Source organism: Spirosoma flavus (assembly GCF_054778555.1).
On sequence record NZ_BAAGZL010000001.1, the window covers coordinates 2,173,809 to 2,190,013 of the forward strand.

16 protein-coding genes are annotated in these 16,205 nt (G+C 47.8%); 10 read left to right on the forward strand and 6 right to left on the reverse strand.

What is annotated here, in order from left to right; all coding sequences use genetic code 11:
- Positions 1–18: 18 nt before the first annotated feature.
- On the reverse strand, positions 19–858 hold the full coding sequence (locus ACYVF1_RS08470; protein WP_461077528.1) for a tetratricopeptide repeat protein: 840 nt from the start codon (positions 856–858) through the stop codon (positions 19–21).
- A 259-nt stretch (positions 859–1,117) separates the two neighbouring features.
- On the opposite strand from ACYVF1_RS08470, the gene ACYVF1_RS08475 reads away from it, so the two are divergent.
- The 4 genes from ACYVF1_RS08475 (at position 1,118) to ACYVF1_RS08490 (ending at position 5,470) form a co-directional block, all read left to right on the forward strand.
- The gene (locus ACYVF1_RS08475; RefSeq protein WP_461077530.1) at positions 1,118–2,287 is read left to right on the forward strand and encodes a galactokinase; all 1,170 of its coding nucleotides are present in this window, start codon (positions 1,118–1,120) and stop codon (positions 2,285–2,287) included.
- A gap of 162 nt (positions 2,288–2,449) precedes the next feature.
- Complete coding sequence (gene fsa / locus ACYVF1_RS08480) at positions 2,450–3,118, forward strand: fructose-6-phosphate aldolase (RefSeq protein WP_461077532.1); 669 nt, start codon at positions 2,450–2,452, stop codon at positions 3,116–3,118.
- A 106-nt stretch (positions 3,119–3,224) separates the two neighbouring features.
- Positions 3,225–3,902, forward strand: a complete 678-nt coding sequence (locus ACYVF1_RS08485; RefSeq protein ID WP_461077534.1) for a cell division ATP-binding protein FtsE — start codon at positions 3,225–3,227, stop codon at positions 3,900–3,902.
- 263 nt (positions 3,903–4,165) lie between these two features.
- Positions 4,166–5,470: a bZIP transcription factor gene (locus ACYVF1_RS08490; RefSeq protein WP_461077536.1), complete on the forward strand. Its 1,305-nt coding sequence runs from the start codon at positions 4,166–4,168 to the stop codon at positions 5,468–5,470.
- Positions 5,471–5,523: 53 nt separating this feature from the next.
- Here the strand turns inward: ACYVF1_RS08490 and ACYVF1_RS08495 are convergent, their stop codons facing one another.
- The 5 genes from ACYVF1_RS08495 to ACYVF1_RS08515 all read right to left on the reverse strand — a co-directional run bounded on the left by ACYVF1_RS08495 (position 5,524) and on the right by ACYVF1_RS08515 (position 9,482).
- On the reverse strand, positions 5,524–5,835 hold the full coding sequence (locus ACYVF1_RS08495; RefSeq protein WP_461077538.1) for a hypothetical protein: 312 nt from the start codon (positions 5,833–5,835) through the stop codon (positions 5,524–5,526).
- Positions 5,836–5,853: 18 nt separating this feature from the next.
- Positions 5,854–6,504 (reverse strand): DUF3298 and DUF4163 domain-containing protein, encoded by a 651-nt coding sequence (locus ACYVF1_RS08500; RefSeq protein WP_461077540.1) that lies wholly within the window; start codon positions 6,502–6,504, stop codon positions 5,854–5,856.
- A 258-nt stretch (positions 6,505–6,762) separates the two neighbouring features.
- Positions 6,763–7,497: a LytR/AlgR family response regulator transcription factor gene (locus tag ACYVF1_RS08505; protein WP_461077542.1), complete on the reverse strand. Its 735-nt coding sequence runs from the start codon at positions 7,495–7,497 to the stop codon at positions 6,763–6,765.
- 122 nt (positions 7,498–7,619) lie between these two features.
- Positions 7,620–8,738, reverse strand: coding sequence for a sensor histidine kinase (locus tag ACYVF1_RS08510; protein WP_461077544.1), 1,119 nt, complete (start codon positions 8,736–8,738; stop codon positions 7,620–7,622).
- Between the two features lie 108 nt (positions 8,739–8,846).
- Positions 8,847–9,482 (reverse strand): histidine phosphatase family protein, encoded by a 636-nt coding sequence (locus tag ACYVF1_RS08515; protein ID WP_461077546.1) that lies wholly within the window; start codon positions 9,480–9,482, stop codon positions 8,847–8,849.
- A 139-nt stretch (positions 9,483–9,621) separates the two neighbouring features.
- On the opposite strand from ACYVF1_RS08515, the gene ACYVF1_RS08520 reads away from it, so the two are divergent.
- From ACYVF1_RS08520 to ACYVF1_RS08545, 6 genes are all read left to right on the forward strand, one after another.
- On the forward strand, positions 9,622–10,041 hold the full coding sequence (locus ACYVF1_RS08520; RefSeq protein ID WP_461077548.1) for a hotdog fold thioesterase: 420 nt from the start codon (positions 9,622–9,624) through the stop codon (positions 10,039–10,041).
- Between the two features lie 113 nt (positions 10,042–10,154).
- A complete protein-coding gene (gene rsmA / locus ACYVF1_RS08525; RefSeq protein WP_461077550.1) occupies positions 10,155–10,946 on the forward strand; it encodes a 16S rRNA (adenine(1518)-N(6)/adenine(1519)-N(6))-dimethyltransferase RsmA in 792 nt (263 codons plus the stop codon).
- Between the two features lie 68 nt (positions 10,947–11,014).
- Entirely contained in the window at positions 11,015–12,367 is a 1,353-nt protein-coding gene (mgtE, locus tag ACYVF1_RS08530) for a magnesium transporter (protein ID WP_461077552.1), read from the forward strand.
- 99 nt (positions 12,368–12,466) lie between these two features.
- Positions 12,467–13,396, forward strand: a complete 930-nt coding sequence (locus tag ACYVF1_RS08535; protein WP_461077554.1) for a nucleoside hydrolase — start codon at positions 12,467–12,469, stop codon at positions 13,394–13,396.
- A gap of 62 nt (positions 13,397–13,458) precedes the next feature.
- Positions 13,459–14,946: a capsule assembly Wzi family protein gene (locus ACYVF1_RS08540; RefSeq protein ID WP_461077556.1), complete on the forward strand. Its 1,488-nt coding sequence runs from the start codon at positions 13,459–13,461 to the stop codon at positions 14,944–14,946.
- A gap of 196 nt (positions 14,947–15,142) precedes the next feature.
- A complete protein-coding gene (locus ACYVF1_RS08545) occupies positions 15,143–16,177 on the forward strand; it encodes a ScyD/ScyE family protein (RefSeq protein ID WP_461077558.1) in 1,035 nt (344 codons plus the stop codon).
- Positions 16,178–16,205 lie beyond the last annotated feature (28 nt).

Below are 16,205 nucleotides of genomic sequence, written 5' to 3' on the forward strand. Positions count from 1 at the left end.
TGGTTGTTGACTTACGACTCATTCACAATATTCCGTCACAGCGTTTGCCGCATCGGCATAGCCCAGTTTTTGGGCTTGTTTCAGATTCAGGCAACCCTGCTCCCGCTGATCCTGCAAAATCTGGGTGATACCCAGTCCGTAAAAAGCTTTGCCAAATCGAGAGTCGGCTTGCGCGGCTTGCTGAAAATCAGACGTAGCGCCCGCCAAATCTTTTTGCTGAAACCGCAGATTTCCCCGATTGTACAAAGCCTGCGCATTCCGAGAATCTAACGTAATTGCCTGCGAAAAATCGCTGAGGGCGGGCTGAATCTGACCCTGTGTTGCAAATAACTGTCCCCGATTCAGAAATAGTTCGGCGGTGATGCGTTTGCTGGTATCGGGAGCAAGTCGAATGGCGTCAGAGTAATCTTTCAGCGCACCGGTTAAGTCATTCTGCGCTACTTTCAGTAAGCCCCGGTTGTAATAAGGGCGGTAAAAACGGGGATTAATTTTTATAGCCTGTTCATAATCGAGCGCGGCATTGGCGTATTCTTTCAGTTCAAAATAAGCGACGCCCCGCGAGTTGAAGGCTTCTTCGTTAGTATCGTCTGCTTCAATCGCGCGGTTCAGCGCCTGAATTGCATCCCGAAATTTTCCTTCTTTCAAATAGGTGCGCCCTAATTCAACATCTTTATCGGCAGAACCACAGGCGATTATAAAGGTTAAAAGGATTAAACAGGAGCTTATAGAGCGAAAGAGTGAAAGAGTAAAAAAGCGGAAGGGTACCGCGACTGATGGGAGATTAGCAAACAAATAGTCGAGCAAACTAGCTGTATTGCTTCGCTCTTTCGCTCTTTCACTCTTTCGTTCTTTAAACATCTTGAATTGATTTTTCCTGCAAAGGTATGCGTGAAATTTGGTCGTTTAATCAGGAATTGTGTAAGTTTGCATCGGCAAATCGGTGCTACCAGCTCCTGCTGAATCCCCCAGGTCTTGACCGAAGCAAGGGTAGGTGGTTGTAGCGGTGAGACATTGGTTTGCCATTTTTTATTTCTACTCGGCCTGTTTTCCAGTCCTTTGGCTACGATTATTTAGTGGCTATGCCCTTGCTTCGCCCGCTAAATTTGCTGAACCCACTATGAATCTACTGACCCAGCTAACGTCTGTTTTTCGGGATACATTTCAGGCAGAGCCGCTACTCATTTGCTCTCCCGGCCGCGTCAATCTCATCGGCGAACACACCGATTACAATAACGGCTTTGTGCTGCCAGCCGCTATCGACAAAGCGATTTACCTGGCCATTGGCCCGCGCGATGACAACAAACTCCACTTTATCGCGAACGACCTCGATAAAACGTATCAGGGTGAACTTTCGAATTTTGTCCCAACGAATACCTGGGCCGATTACCTGTTGGGCGTGGTCGCTCAGTTTAAACTGGCTGGGTATGCAATTGGTGGATTTAATTGTGTGTTCGGCGGTACCATTCCGATGGGCTCTGGTCTGTCATCATCAGCCGCACTCGAAAACGCCGTTGGTTTCGCCCTGAACGAGCTTTTTGAGCTGAATCTGGACCGTATCGATCTGGTAAGAATATCGCAACGGGCTGAGAATGACTTTGTTGGCGCCAAGGTAGGGATTATGGACATGTTTGCCAGCATGATGGGCAAAGCTGATCACGTAATAAAACTCGACTGCCGCTCACTCGATTACACCTACGCGCCCTTACGTATGGATGGCATCAGCATTGTCCTCTGCGACTCGCGGGTGAAACATTCGCTGGTGACATCCGAGTATAACACCCGTCGGTCCGAATGCGAATCTGGTGTTCGGTTTCTGCAAACGTTCTACCCGGAAGTTGAAAGCCTGCGCGACGTAACAATGACTATGCTTGATCATCACCTGCGCGAAACCAACCCTCTGATTTACCGTCGATGCGCTTATGTCGTGCAGGAAAACGAACGGCTGCTTAGTGGCGTCGCTGCCCTTGAAGCGGGCAACGTATCGGCCTTCGGGCAGCTCATGTATGGCTCACATGAAGGACTAAGTAAGTGGTATGAAGTGAGTTGTCCTGAGCTGGACCTACTGGTCGATATTGCCCGGCAGCAACCGGGTGTGCTGGGGGCTCGTATGATGGGTGGCGGTTTTGGTGGTTGCACCATCAATCTGGTTCGTGAAAACGCGCTCGATGCTTTCTCCGAACAGATTACAAAACAGTACAAGGCGCAAACCGGGAAAGAAACGTACATTCACATTTGTAAAATTCAGGACGGTACGAACCTCATTGCAGAATCCCTTCCGGTAACGTAGCATAGGTTGGGGTGGGTATATTTTTAACGTAGTGGCTTATAGGTAAATGGGTAATCAATAATGCACGATGAAGAATAGCTACTAATCTGGATTTTGTTGATTATTCATTAATCAGTATCCATTTACTTACAGATTGACTCAATAAATTAACTTACAATTAACATGAAATTTTTCATTGATACGGCTAATCTGGCCGACATACGTGAGGCCCAGGAAATGGGAATTCTTGATGGTGTTACTACCAACCCATCACTGATGGCGAAGGAAGGCATTACAGGTAAAGACAACGTAATGCGCCACTATAAACAAATCTGCGAAATCGTAAAAAACGACGTTAGCGCAGAGGTTATCTCTGTTAAATTCGACGAGATGATTAAAGAGGGCGAAGAACTTGCCGAACTCGACGAAAATATCGTGGTGAAAGTGCCCATGACGGGTGACGGTGTGAAAGCTATTAAATACTTTTCTGAGAAAGGTATTCGCACCAATTGCACACTGGTGTTCTCGGCTGGACAGGCATTGCTGGCCGCAAAAGCGGGTGCTACGTACGTATCACCTTTTGTTGGTCGGCTGGATGATATCTCGACTGATGGTACGGCTCTGATTGAACAAATTGTTACTATTTATACCAATTACGGCTATACAACAGAGGTGCTTGCCGCTTCAGTACGTCACCCAATGCATATTATTCAATGTGCTGAAATTGGTGCCGACGTAATGACGTCTCCTCTGAGTGTCATTAAAGCCCTTTTAAATCACCCGCTGACTGACAGTGGTTTAGCCAAATTCCTGGCCGATCACGAAAAAGCAGCTCTCCCTGTGAAAAAATAAATATCAGTTATTAGTCGCTAGTCGTTAATCATCAGTCGCCAGGAAGAATGTACCTGATGAGTGATGATTAACGACTAGCGACGTAATACCAACGACTAATTCGTCCATGTTTTCCTCCGAACCCGTTCTGACCCTTAACCACGCTGACATTTATCAGGGAACCAAGCTGATTTTAGGCGACGTATCGTTTCAAATCAATAAGGGCGATTTTGCGTATCTCATTGGCCGAACGGGAAGTGGGAAGACCTCGTTACTCAAAACGTTATACGCCGACCTCTGGCTCCAGAATGGGCAGGGACAGGTAGCTGGCTACCCTCTTCAAACCCTCAAATCGCGTGATATCCCGCAGCTACGCCGGAAAATTGGCATCGTTTTCCAGGATTTTCAACTCTTTTTTGACCGTTCCGTTGAAGACAATCTGAAATTTGTTCTCAAGGCTACCGGCTGGAAAAAGCAAGATATGAATAATCGCATCGCCGACGTATTGATGCAGGTAGGATTAGGCACGGCTCAGAAAAAGATGCCGCACCAACTCTCAGGGGGGGAGCAGCAGCGCGTAGTGGTTGCCCGTGCCATGCTCAATGAGCCGCAAATTCTTATCGCCGACGAGCCAACGGGTAATCTTGATCCCGTTGTATCTGACCAGATCATGCAGGTTTTTCAGGCCATTAACAACGCTGGCACTGCCGTTCTGATGGCCACACATAACTACGATTTACTCAACAAATACCCTGCCCGCGTGCTACGTTGCCAGGAGGGACAGGTAATTGAATTAAAAGGATAATAGGTCGGTGAGTAGATTGAAATACGGATTGATATTACTTTATAATTTATAAGCTATCTATTGATAATCAGCCAATTATTTGGCGGTGATAGGCGCATATATTACTTTTTTTAGGTTAGTGAAGTTTACAATTAAGAGTATCGTCGAAACAATACTTTTTGGGTAGAGTATTAGTAACCGATAACTAATTCTTCGATAGTGTATATTGCTAATTGCTTGATAGTTATTTACATTTAAACATTCTTCTTAGACCGACTTTCCGTATGAAAACACTTTACTTGCTTTTCGCTGTTTTTTCGAGTCAACTGCTGATGGCTCAAAACAATACATTTTTAGGAAGAGGGGCTGGAGCTAGCAATACAACAGCTACTAATAACACATTTATTGGGCACAATGCTGGCCGAAACACGACTACAGGAGTTAATAACGCGTTTGTGGGTGAACAGGCTGGAGCAGCAAATACGGTTGGTCAGGCAAATGTTTTTGTTGGATATCAGGCAGGTGTTGCCAACACTACTGGCTTAGCTAATATGTTTGTAGGGCAATTAGCAGGAGCTAACAACACCACTGGATCTTATAACCTGTTTATTGGCAATGGGGCGGGTATAAATAGTACTATAGCTTTAGGTAATACGTTCATTGGAGACGGCGCTGGCGTGGGCAATGGTACCGGGCAGCAAAATACCTACATCGGCCGGGCGGCTGGCTACGCTGGCAATGCCTCAGGGAATCAGAACACATTCATCGGTTTTCAGGCTGGGGTGACTTCGGCTTCAGTCGTCGTTAATAATTCAACTGCTATTGGTGTTAACGCCTTTGTTTCGGCAAGCAACTCGGTTATCCTGGGGGCTACTAATGCTAATGTAGGTATCGGCAACACAGCTCCGACCAGTAAGCTGGAAATTACAACGGGTACCTCAGGTCAATCAGGGTTGAAGTTTACCAATTTATCCAGCAACAATTCAGCTACGATGCTTAATGTCAGCAAGTTTCTGACTGTAAACAACAATGGGGAAGTGGTTTTAGCGAGTTTAAATGGTAATGCCCGTGAAGGCGTAGCAGACTCGTTCTGGCAACGTAAAGGCTCGTTCCTGCAAAGTACCCAGGATGATGCGGTGATTATTGGTTCTAACGTAGCACGTACTCCTGCCGGTTACAAACTATTCGTTGAACAGGGTATTCTGACCGAGAAAGTAAAAGTAGCCGTGAAGAATACCTCCGAATGGAGCGACAAAGTATTTGACGATACGTATCAGCTTCAGGGGCTGGGTGAAGTGGAAAGTTTTATCAAACAGAACAAGCATTTACCAGGTATTCCTTCGGCGCAGGAGATGGTGGAAAAAGGGAACGATCTACACCAGACGGATGCCAAACTATTAGAGAAGATTGAAGAACTAACGCTTTACAGTATTCAACTGGAGAAAGCTGATCAAATCAAACAACAGAAAATTCAACAATTGGAAACCGAAGTTGGCGAGCTCAAGAAACAGCAACAACAGTTTCAGCAACAACAGGCAGAAATAAATCAGTTGAAAAAGTTAATGAAGCAATTAGGCGCCAAGGAATAAGACCTAATAAATGATTAGTAAAAAATGCGTACCGAATAAATCCTTAAAGGTCATTATTCGGTACGCATTTTTTGTTCACTCAGCTCCTGCTGAACCAGTACTTTCCATTCTTCGGCCAATGTACCTTCGAAAAAAGGGGTTTTGGCACGTCGATACCAGTATCCAGCATTAAAACGGTCGCCTTCTTTTCGGTGCAGATAGGCGTGAAGCCGGTCGTAACGCTGCTCACCCTCCCGGCTCTGGGCAATGTTATGGGCCTTTTCCCAATCGTCGTTGGCGTCATACCACAGGCCCTGTAAAACAGGGTGGAAGTCGACGGGCGGTTTGCTTTCGGAAAGTGAAGTATTGAATTGCTCGAACGTCATAACAGGCAAAATGTAAGTTTATAACCAGTCGTCACGTAGCAGACCATTCAGCTGTTCATAAGGAATCATTACCTGAATCGGTCCTTTGCTGTAGGCAGCAATCTCGTACGGGTTATAATAAAAAATTACTCCCTCTCGGTTAAGTCCTACATTTTCAGGGAGAAAGAAACGGCCTTCGTGCAAAAAATACCCTTCTACTTCCAGATTGTCCTGGGGCAGAAGCGATTGCTGTTTCCGGAACGCTTTCTCCACGACACCCAGCAACGCCGTTGTATCGGCAACAATGTCGTTTAACGTAAGACGACGCCCCGTATCCCGGTCGAAGGTGTAATAAGTCAGGTTGCTGGTTGGATGAGCCCCGCCCGTGTAAGCATACGTTTCAAACTTGATAGTCAATGCTTTAGGCCCCGCGTGAACGGTATCAGCTGTGGTCTCGAGTTCCCAGCAGCCATTCAACGAACCCATATCTTTTCGGACATCTTCATAATCGGTCGCGAATAGTGTGGCTGCCTTATTCAGATTGGTTCGGGCGTCGGGGCTCTGAGCTACCGTGCTGCTATCGAGTAAGTTAACAATACTGTTGACCGCCAGAAGGTGCAGACTGTCATTGATTTTGCGAGCCACTTCAGTATCTTCTTTCAGTAATACGTAGGTAACAGATACTGACACGCCTGTATTTTTGGTTGTATCACACCGGGTAGAGCCGGAAAAAATAAAACGGTGTCTATCCAGAGCGGGTGGTCCCGAACGTGTTGACTGGCACGCTAAAAAGAGATGGATAGTAAAGAGAAAAAATCCGGCAAAAAAATACTTCATGCAAGAGGGGACGTACTGGCTAACGATGAGAACTAGAAGTAATTAAACAAGTGCAGCGGCTCGCTCTTGTTACGTATCATTACGGTTCCGCCCCTTCCTGTTCACTCCCTATTACAAACTTAACAAATCTTTAAACCGAATAGCCTGCCGACGGCTAATTTCGATTTTATCGCCCCCACGTAGTGTTACCAGCAATCCACCACTAAACCAGGGTTCGATTTTCTCAATCCATTGAAGATTAATGATGTGTTTTCGGTTGGCCCGGAAGAACGTAGCCGGGTTTAAACGGTCTTCCAGCGCATTCAATGACTTAAGAACCAGTGGTTTCTGATCGTCGAAATAGAGCCGGACGTAGTTGCCCATCGACTCGAATAACCGGACTTTTCCTAATTTAACAAACCAGCATTTCTCGCCATCTTTCACAAAAACCTGATCATTTTCACCCAGTATTTTTCCCGACGAGCCCGACACGGTTCCGGTTGAGTCAGGAATGTGCTGTTCTTCTTCGACCCGGTGAATCGCTTCCGACAAACGGGCCAGTTCGACAGGTTTGAGCAGGTAGTCCAGCGCATTAAACTCAAACGCTTTGATCGCATATTCGTCGAAAGCGGTGGTGAAAATGACTTCCGGGGTTTTGCCTTCAATCGACTGCAATAACTCAAAACCGTTTTTACCCGGCATCTGAATATCCAGAAATAGCAGTTCTGGTTGCAAGTCTTCAATCATCGGCAAAGCTTCATCGGCATTGGCCGCTTCACCTATAATCTGAATTTTGGGGAAGTTTTCCAGTAGCCTACGTAATTCATTGCGAGCCAGCCGTTCGTCGTCGATAATAATGGTTTTCATCGTGTACTGTTAAGAGTCAGCGGTGTTGAGGTCCCGACAGGCTCCGGCTGTCGATATTCCGCTAGCGACTGATAAAGAATTATTGTGTAGCCGACAGCCGGAGCCTGTCGGGGCTTCATTAATCATTCTTCACTCCTGACACTTACCTCTTTTTTGCGAAAGATGCCTTCCGATTGCGCAGGGATAGTTATTTCGGCACAAACCACCGGACCGCCGTTACGTATGGCGAGCGTTTCTTCGGACTGATTGTGAGTATTTTCTTCCTGAAAAATTCGGAATTCGGCTTCAGGGCCGTAGAGCAATTCGAGCCGCTGAGCAGTATTTGCCAGCCCAAAACCTCCCGATGCTTTCTTGTCGCCAAGCACACCCGTATTGCGGATGAGAATATGCAGTTTATCGGCGTCGACCGATGATTTTACTTCCACAAAACCGCCACCAACAGCCGTCGATACACCATGCTTAATGGCGTTTTCAACCAGGGTCTGAAGCATCATGGGCGGCACTTGCCAGTACAACGTCCGCCCATCGAGGTCAATGTGCGAGGTGAGTCGATCTTCGTAACGTACTTTTTCGAGGGCCAGATAATCCTCCACCGTTTTAATTTCCTCGCGCAGTTCAACGGTTTTACGCCGGTCGGCCAGCAGCGAATTACGGAGCAGATTCGAAAGTTGCGTAATACCTTGTTGGGCTTTGGTTGGGTTTTCGTACACAAGCGCCCGGATGCTGTTGAGTGCGTTAAAAACAAAGTGCGGATTCAGTTGCGAACGTAGCACTTTAGCTTCCGTTTCCCGGATACTGGTTTTCAGTAGAATACGCTCAATTTCAGCGTTTCGGTTTTCTTCGACGTAGTGATAAACGGTATAACTCAATACCCACGCCAACATGATTTTCCCCCAGGAGATAATATATCCCACGAAGAGAAAGGGCTCATTGGCAAGCGTTTGGGGAATAATAAGCTGATCCAGGGGAAGATTTACCATGGTCATAATCAGGGCCATGACAAATACCGAAAACAGTACACGTGGTGCTAGCCGGAAAAAAGGAAGCAGTACCCAGTTCCAGCGACGTATCATGAGTCGATACAGATGAGTGAGGGTTACACCCAGAAAAATATTGGCAATGGCCAGATAAAATGAATCGTACTCAAATCCATTTTCGAGCACGTAAGTCAGATAATCGACCAGAATCAGGAGCGACCATCCAAAAAACTGACAAAACCAATATATTCTCTGCTTAGACATAGGCAATCCCATTTCCGGATAATAAACGAATATATGGGATTAAACGCTAGAAGTGCAAGATATATACACTAATGGAAGATACGGATGAAGGATGGAAAAAAGAAGTGGTCAGGCTAGCGCCAGCGAAAGCAGGTGGGCCGTGTCGTTGGATGATTCGATGGTAAACAGTTGCGTATCGTAATCGTAACGTAGCGTGTAGAGGCAAAGATTGCTGTGCTCGAAGTGGTCCATATCCGACAATGGATGATTGGTGAGCCAGCAAAGCAGAATGCGTATGGCCCGCCCATGCATGGCAATCAGGATGGTTTCCTCCTCAGGATGAGAAAGAATCGTTTCGAACGCTTCTTTCTGACGAACCACTACCTGATCTGGGCTTTCGCCCCCGTCGGTAGACAGCGACGTATTGCCCGCTGCCCAGTTTTCGATAAGATTGCGGTAGTATTCATTGTCCAGATTACCCGGGACTTTACCTTCCATAATCCCCCAGCTAATCTCATTGAGGCCCGTTAATTTCTCAAACGGTATGCCTAGCTCAATAAAAAGTTCTGCGGTCTGATACGTTCGTTTAAGCCCTGAGATATAAACTTTGCTGAACGGTACGTGCTGATACGCCTGAAAAAAAGCCAGCGCCTGCGCCCGTCCCATGTCGTTTAAATCAGCATCGACACCGCTTCCCTGTACTACGCCCCGTCGATTAAAGTCGGTTTCGCCGTGGCGAATTAGATAGATTAACTTTTGTCCCAAACTTATACGCTTGCCTATTGGCAATTTTTCCCGATTTTGAACCGCAAAATTACATAAAAAATAGTTTATACGCTCGCATAGGCAAGGGCGAAGTGTCGATCCTGTAAGGCTTGCTGATTTGCATTTATTTTCTTCTTTTATGAAAGCCAATTTTGATCTGAATGCGCTTGATTTTATTCATACCGATTCGCTCGGTAAACACCTCGGTATTGAGTTTACCGAAGCAGGCGAAGGCTATCTGATGGCTCGTATGCCCGTCGACAAGCGAACGCAACAGCCCTTTGGCATTCTGCACGGCGGAGCATCAGTCGTACTGGCCGAAACATTAGGCAGCGTAGCCTCCTATATGCTGCTCGACAATCCAGAAAAACAGCGCGCCGTTGGCCTGGAAATCAACGCCAATCACCTCCGGTCGGTACGGGATGGCTGGGTGTATGGACGTTGTACGCCTATTCATACGGGACGTACCACGCACGTCTGGGACATACGTATCACCGATGAACAAGGTAAAGCGGTGTGTGTCAGTAGACTAACGATTGCCATAATTGGAGCTCAATAAACCGTCCCCGCTACAACTTTTTTATTGAATTGAGTTATCAGGTTTAGTTGCTCATTTGCGCTGATTTATCAGACGTAGCGGCCTACCTTTGCGGACGCAAAACCATACGTAGCATGTACGTCAAACCGAAAAAAGCACTTGGTCAGCATTTCCTGAGAGACCTGAGTATTGCTCAGGATATAGCAGCACTCCTTACCGGGCATGGCGGATATGAGAAAATCCTCGAAATTGGTCCCGGCATGGGCGTGCTGACTCAGTTTTTGCTGAAAGATAATCGGTTCACGACGTATGTCATCGAGATCGACCGTGAATCGGTTGATTACCTGAAACAGTACGTTCCGGCGCTGGAAGGTCGTATTCTACCCGCTGACTTTCTAACGATTCGGCCGGATTTACTGCCTGACAAACAGCCTGATAACGTAGCGCCGTTTGCCGTCATCGGTAATTTTCCGTACAACATTTCGACGCAGATTCTTTTCAAAGTGCTCGACATGCGCGACCGGGTTCCCGAAGTGGTCGGAATGTTTCAGCGCGAGGTGGCGCAACGTATCGCGTCGGGGCCGGGCAATAAGGATTACGGAATTCTGAGTGTATTGCTACAGGCCTGGTATGATATTAAGTATGAGTTCACCGTAGAGCCGCACGTCTTCGACCCACCGCCTAAAGTGCATTCTGGCGTTATTTCGCTCCGCCGAAATGCGGTGACCGATCTCGGTTGTGATGAACGAAAGTTTACCCAAGTCGTTAAGCAAGGCTTCAACCAGCGCCGAAAAACACTACGTAACGCCCTAAAACCCTTAAATCCATCGGAAGCTGCCCTAAACAGCCCTTTTATGGACAAACGCGCCGAACAGCTCAGCGTGGCACAGTTTGTGGAACTAACTCGGTTGATGTATGATGTATGATTTAAGATGTATATCAGTGTTAAAAACAGCCACTCATATAACATACATCTTACATCATACATTAGAAAATGACGTTCGAACTCACCAAAGAATACCTTGAGCAGATTCAGACGGCTATTGAAGCTGGTAACGAAGCCTGGCTACGTACCGAAATGGAAGAGCTGTTTCCGGCCGATATTTCGGGGATTCTGAATGAGTTGGAATATGAGCAGGCGCATTACCTGCTGAGTTTGCTGGATAAATCGGTTGGAGCCGAAATTCTGGCCAATCTCGAACCAACAGAACGGGCTAACCTGCTGAAACTCTTTCCATCGACAGAGATTGCACCATTCATCAATCAGATGGATTCGGACGATGCCGTGGATTTGCTGAACGAACAGCCGATTCAGGTGCGCGAAGAAGTGATCGGTCTGCTCGAAGACCGCGAACAGGCGCGCTTCATTCTGGATTTGCTGCATTATGAAGACGGCGTGGCGGGTAGTCTGATGCAGAAGGAGTTGATACGTATCAACGTCAACCTGACGGTGAATGCCTGCGTCGAAGAAATACGTCAACAGGCCGAAGACGTCGAAAACGTGTATGCGGTATACGTAGTAGACGACGTCGGGAAACTCCTCGGGTTGGTATCGCTGAAAAAGATTGTGCTGGCCCGGAAAAACACCAAAATTGCCGACATCTACGACGAGGACGTAGTGTTTGTTGAAACGTATCGACCGGTGGCGGAAGTGGCCGAAGTGATGCAGAAATATGACCTTGACGCCGTTCCGGTCGTAAATGTCCAGCAACGGTTACTAGGACGTATCACCATCGATGACGTAGTAGACGTAATTACCGAACAGGCCGAAGAGGATATTCAGGCGATTTCGGGTCTGTCGGGGGAAGTAGAGGAATACGATAGCGTCTGGAAGCGATCAAAAATTCAATTACCGTGGCTGATCGCGGGTGCCGTTGGTAGTCTGATGGCAGCCACAGTTATTAACGGATTTCAGAGCGAGCTGGGGAAAATTGCGGCCCTGGCCGCTTTCATTCCCATCATCGGTTCGACGGGCGGCAACGTAGGTATTCAAACTTCCTCGCTGATTCTGCAAAGCCTGACTGATACGTCGGGCTTAAGCATGACGATGGCCAAGCGGTTGCTACGTACTCTATTGGTAGCGATTATTAACGGGCTGGTTGTCGGGCTGATAGCGGGAGTTTACACGTTCATCATCGGTGAACCTCGACTGTTCTTTGTGGTTGCTACGTCGTTGCTGGCGGTTGTATTGCTGGCTTCTTTTATGGGTACTGTTACGCCTTTGTTACTCAATCGAATCGGTATCAATCCAGCCGTAGCATCGGGACCATTTATCACCACCGCAAACGACTTGATCGGCATTGGCGTGTATTTTCTGATTGCGCAGTGGCTGCTGGCCGAAGTGTAACGTAGCAGTATATGAGCCAGGCTCCAGCTTGGTCCTTGAGTAAAGCGATAGAATTTTACACGGTCCAAGCTGGAGCCTGGGCCAGACACTACCACTCCTATGCCTAAACTTGTCTTAATGGACCACGATGGAGCCATCGACGATTTGCTCTCGCAACTGCTCGTGCTGACAATGCCTGATACCGAACTGATCGGCGTTAGCGTTACCCCCGCCGATTGTTATATCGAACCCGCCCTTGAATCGACCTATAAACTGCTTCAACTGATGGGGCAGGAGAAAATTCCGCTGGGACGAGGTGATTACTATGGCATCAACGCATTTCCGAACGAATGGCGCGCTCGCCCCGAAATTATCAATGCGCTGCCGATGCTGATTAACCTGCCCAAATCGCCCGATCCGTATACGTACCAAAATGCGCCCGAACTTATCATCGACCGGCTATCGGCAGCTACTGACAACGTAACGGTTCTGATGACAGGCCCCTGCTCGAATCTGGTGCTGGCGCTGGAACAAGCCCCCGAGTTAAAATCAAAAATTGCCGAAGTGGTCTGGATGGCGGGCGCTTTCCGGACGTCGGGTAATGTGCAGATGTTCCAGCACGATGGTTCTGCCGAATGGAATGTGTTCTGGGACCCAGTCAGTTCGCAAAAACTGCTGACGCTTGGCTTGCCGTTAACGCTGATTCCGCTCGACGTAACGAACCATGTTCCAGTAACGAAACAGTTTCTCCGTACGTTAGCCACCCAAATCGATTACCCACTGTCGAATCTGACGGGTCAGCTCTGGGCTCTAACGCTCGATACGATACCGAGTTATCATTACACCTATTTCATGTGGGATATTCTGGCTACCAGCTATCTAGCCATTCCCGAACAGTTTAAAACCGAACGGGTAAAAGTTTCTGTCAGTACACGCCCGCCAAACGCCGGTCAGACGTATCTCGATGAAAATGGCTATGAATTAACCATTGCCACGGATGTTACTACGTCCTACTTCTACGATTATTTGCTGAAACAGTTTAAGCGATAGGAAGGTGGTCCCTTGATTTAGACTATCTTCGGCAGAATTGATTCATTTGCCCAATCGCCCTTATGCCGAAACTGCTCTTTTGGATAACAACGGGCTGGATTATTAGCCTGTCTGCATTGGCGCAATCGCCGGGGCGGGTTAACTATTCGGTAGAACTGGGCGGAATTATCACAACGAATTCGCAAATACCGTTTTGGTTGCGGGCGAATCAGTATGGCATCGTACCACTACGTGGGTCATTAGGTATCGGTCGATTCGGTGCGATGAAAGACTACCAGCCAAAAATCGACTCAGCCACTCAACAAAAATCGCGTTTCGACTGGGGCTTTGGTTTGAACGCAGTTGTTAACGTAGGGCAGCAACCCGGGCCTTATAACACGAATGTACTGCTGCCCGAAAGTTTTGTAAAAGTGCGATTCGGTAAAGTTGAATTGTACGCGGGGAACCGTAAAGAAACGTTCGGCCTGGGCGACACTACGTTGACGTCGGGCAACGTAGCATGGTCGGGAAATGCACTGCCATTTCCAAAAGTTCAACTGCACACGCCCGATTTTGTATCCTTAGGTTTCACCAAACACCTCATCGCGTTTCGGGCGGGTTATGCGCATGGCTGGCTGATCAATACGTATATTCAAGGAAGTTACCTGCATCAGAAATACCTCTACGTTCGCCTTGGTAAGCCGCACTGGAAGGCCCACTTCACCGCTGGCTTGAACCATCAGGTGCAATGGGGTGGGCACGCTGACTATCTGATTGGAACACCCTACGCAGTCAATGGACATCTGCCAACGGGCTTCCGGGACTACCTTTCCATGGTGATCGGCCAATATCCCGACGCCCTGCAAACAGATCAATACACCGATTTTGATGGGACCAATCGTATTGGTAATCACGTAGGTAGTTACGATTTAGCGCTGGAATTAAGAGGAACTGGCCAGCAGTGGTTAATTTATCATCAGCATCCCTACGAAGATGCCTCTGGATTAGCCCTGCAAAACGTACCGGATGGTCTGACCGGCTTGCGCTACGTTAATCAAAAACCACGTTTGCCGAAGGGTTTTAGGGTACAAAAAATCGTTGCGGAATTTCTTAGCACCATGGACCAGAGCGGCCCTAAATTCGACCCGACGGCCCGGTATCAGGGTGCCGATAATTACTTCAATCACAGTCAGTACCGACAGGGTTGGACGTATCGGGGTAATACGTTGGGAACGCCCTTTATCATGCCTAATACGGATCTTGTTCCGGCCGTAGCTTATCCGGCAGGCCCTTTGTTTCCTAATAATCGGCTAATAGCCTGGTATGCTGGCTTGGAAGGAAGTTTTCGCCAGAGACATATCCTTCGGCTTAGAGGATCATACAGCCGCAATTTCGGTACGTTCAACGAGCCCTATCCCAGGCCGCTCTATCAGGTTTCGGTCCTGGCGTCGATGCAATGGGCGCTTTCAAAACGCGGCAATACGTTGCTCACAACTTCAGTCGCCTACGACCGTGGGGAACTGCTTCCCGATGGTTTCGGCGGTTTCCTCAGCCTCCGACACTCCTGGTAATAAATTTGTGACCGATTACTCAATATTTGGCTGATTCGCAGGGTAAGATATAATCGATTGAGAGGTTGGTAACTTAATTTGCCAGCGTCTACCTAGTTGGATGCTATGTCGTGACCTCAATAGTAACTGACGTTGAGGTGCAGCTAATTCATTTGGTCAGCGCTTTTATCTTTTCCAAACAATCTCAACCATTTTTATGAAACGATCTACCCTTTACTCCCTGCTGCCGATGCTTCTGATTGGCAGTTGCCTGCTTATTGTTGTTAGTTGTCTGGACCACCGTATCCCAAGCCCATTGACTCTGACACCCGCGCCAGGGCCTCCGTTTGCAACCGGTCTGCGTTCGCCAATCGGCCTGACCGATGACCCGAAAGGAAATGTATGGGTCACCGAAGCCGGTAGTGGTACAGTCAATGATGGTCAGGTTACCGTGATCACACCAGCGGGTGCTAAATACCCTGTTATTACCGGTTTTGTATCGGCGATCAGTCCCGAAAATTCACCCGAAGGGCTAAACCACCTGATTTACAAAGACGGTAAACTGTATATTTTGAATGGGGTTCAGGAACAGCTTTTCATTGCCGACGTATCGAATTTCGTTCCGGGTGTTACGGCTCCCATTCCGGCTAGTTCGTTGCTGGGTATTGACATTGGCACATTTGTCAGAAATGCTCGTCCGAATGCACCGGATGCCCCCGATTCGAATCCATACAACCTCACATTTGGGCCTAACGGTGATCTGTTTATTGTCGATGCGGGCGGTAATGCAATTATTCGCCGAAACCAGGCAACCGGAGCGTTGAGCGTTTTTGCGGTTTTCCCGGATACGCCGAATTCCACAACCGTGGGCCCTCCCTCGCTCGATCCTGTACCGACCGGTATTGTTTATGATGGCACCAATTTTTATGTAAGCACCCTGATTGGTTTTCCTTTCCCGACAGGTTTAGCCAAAATTTATCAAGTCAATGCTATGGGAACGGCTCCGGTTACACCTACGGTATACAGATCAGGTTTTTCGGGCCTTACAGATATCACATTGGCGCCTAACCGTCAGCCACTTGTAACCGAGTTTGGTTTCGCAGGGCCGGGTCGTGTCGCCAATGATGCCGGAGCTACTTTATTTTCGCCGGCTATTACGGCGGTAGATATTCATCCGAGTACAACAAGCCTTGATACGTATTACGTATTGTCGTACGGGCCGGGCATCATCACGAAATTCACCGCGCAATAAGCGTTGGTTTTCTTAAGAACTTAAACGA

Coding starts and splice junctions, on each gene's coding strand:
- ACYVF1_RS08470 (WP_461077528.1), bottom strand. CDS start 858: ATGTTTAAAGAACGAAAGAGTGAAAGAGCGAAAGAGCGAAGCAATACA.
- ACYVF1_RS08475 (WP_461077530.1), top strand. CDS start 1,118: ATGAATCTACTGACCCAGCTAACGTCTGTTTTTCGGGATACATTTCAG.
- fsa (WP_461077532.1), top strand. CDS start 2,450: ATGAAATTTTTCATTGATACGGCTAATCTGGCCGACATACGTGAGGCC.
- ACYVF1_RS08485 (WP_461077534.1), top strand. CDS start 3,225: ATGTTTTCCTCCGAACCCGTTCTGACCCTTAACCACGCTGACATTTAT.
- ACYVF1_RS08490 (WP_461077536.1), top strand. CDS start 4,166: ATGAAAACACTTTACTTGCTTTTCGCTGTTTTTTCGAGTCAACTGCTG.
- ACYVF1_RS08495 (WP_461077538.1), bottom strand. CDS start 5,835: ATGACGTTCGAGCAATTCAATACTTCACTTTCCGAAAGCAAACCGCCC.
- ACYVF1_RS08505 (WP_461077542.1), bottom strand. CDS start 7,497: ATGAAAACCATTATTATCGACGACGAACGGCTGGCTCGCAATGAATTA.
- ACYVF1_RS08510 (WP_461077544.1), bottom strand. CDS start 8,738: ATGTCTAAGCAGAGAATATATTGGTTTTGTCAGTTTTTTGGATGGTCG.
- ACYVF1_RS08520 (WP_461077548.1), top strand. CDS start 9,622: ATGAAAGCCAATTTTGATCTGAATGCGCTTGATTTTATTCATACCGAT.
- rsmA (WP_461077550.1), top strand. CDS start 10,155: ATGTACGTCAAACCGAAAAAAGCACTTGGTCAGCATTTCCTGAGAGAC.
- mgtE (WP_461077552.1), top strand. CDS start 11,015: ATGACGTTCGAACTCACCAAAGAATACCTTGAGCAGATTCAGACGGCT.
- ACYVF1_RS08535 (WP_461077554.1), top strand. CDS start 12,467: ATGCCTAAACTTGTCTTAATGGACCACGATGGAGCCATCGACGATTTG.
- ACYVF1_RS08540 (WP_461077556.1), top strand. CDS start 13,459: ATGCCGAAACTGCTCTTTTGGATAACAACGGGCTGGATTATTAGCCTG.
- ACYVF1_RS08545 (WP_461077558.1), top strand. CDS start 15,143: ATGAAACGATCTACCCTTTACTCCCTGCTGCCGATGCTTCTGATTGGC.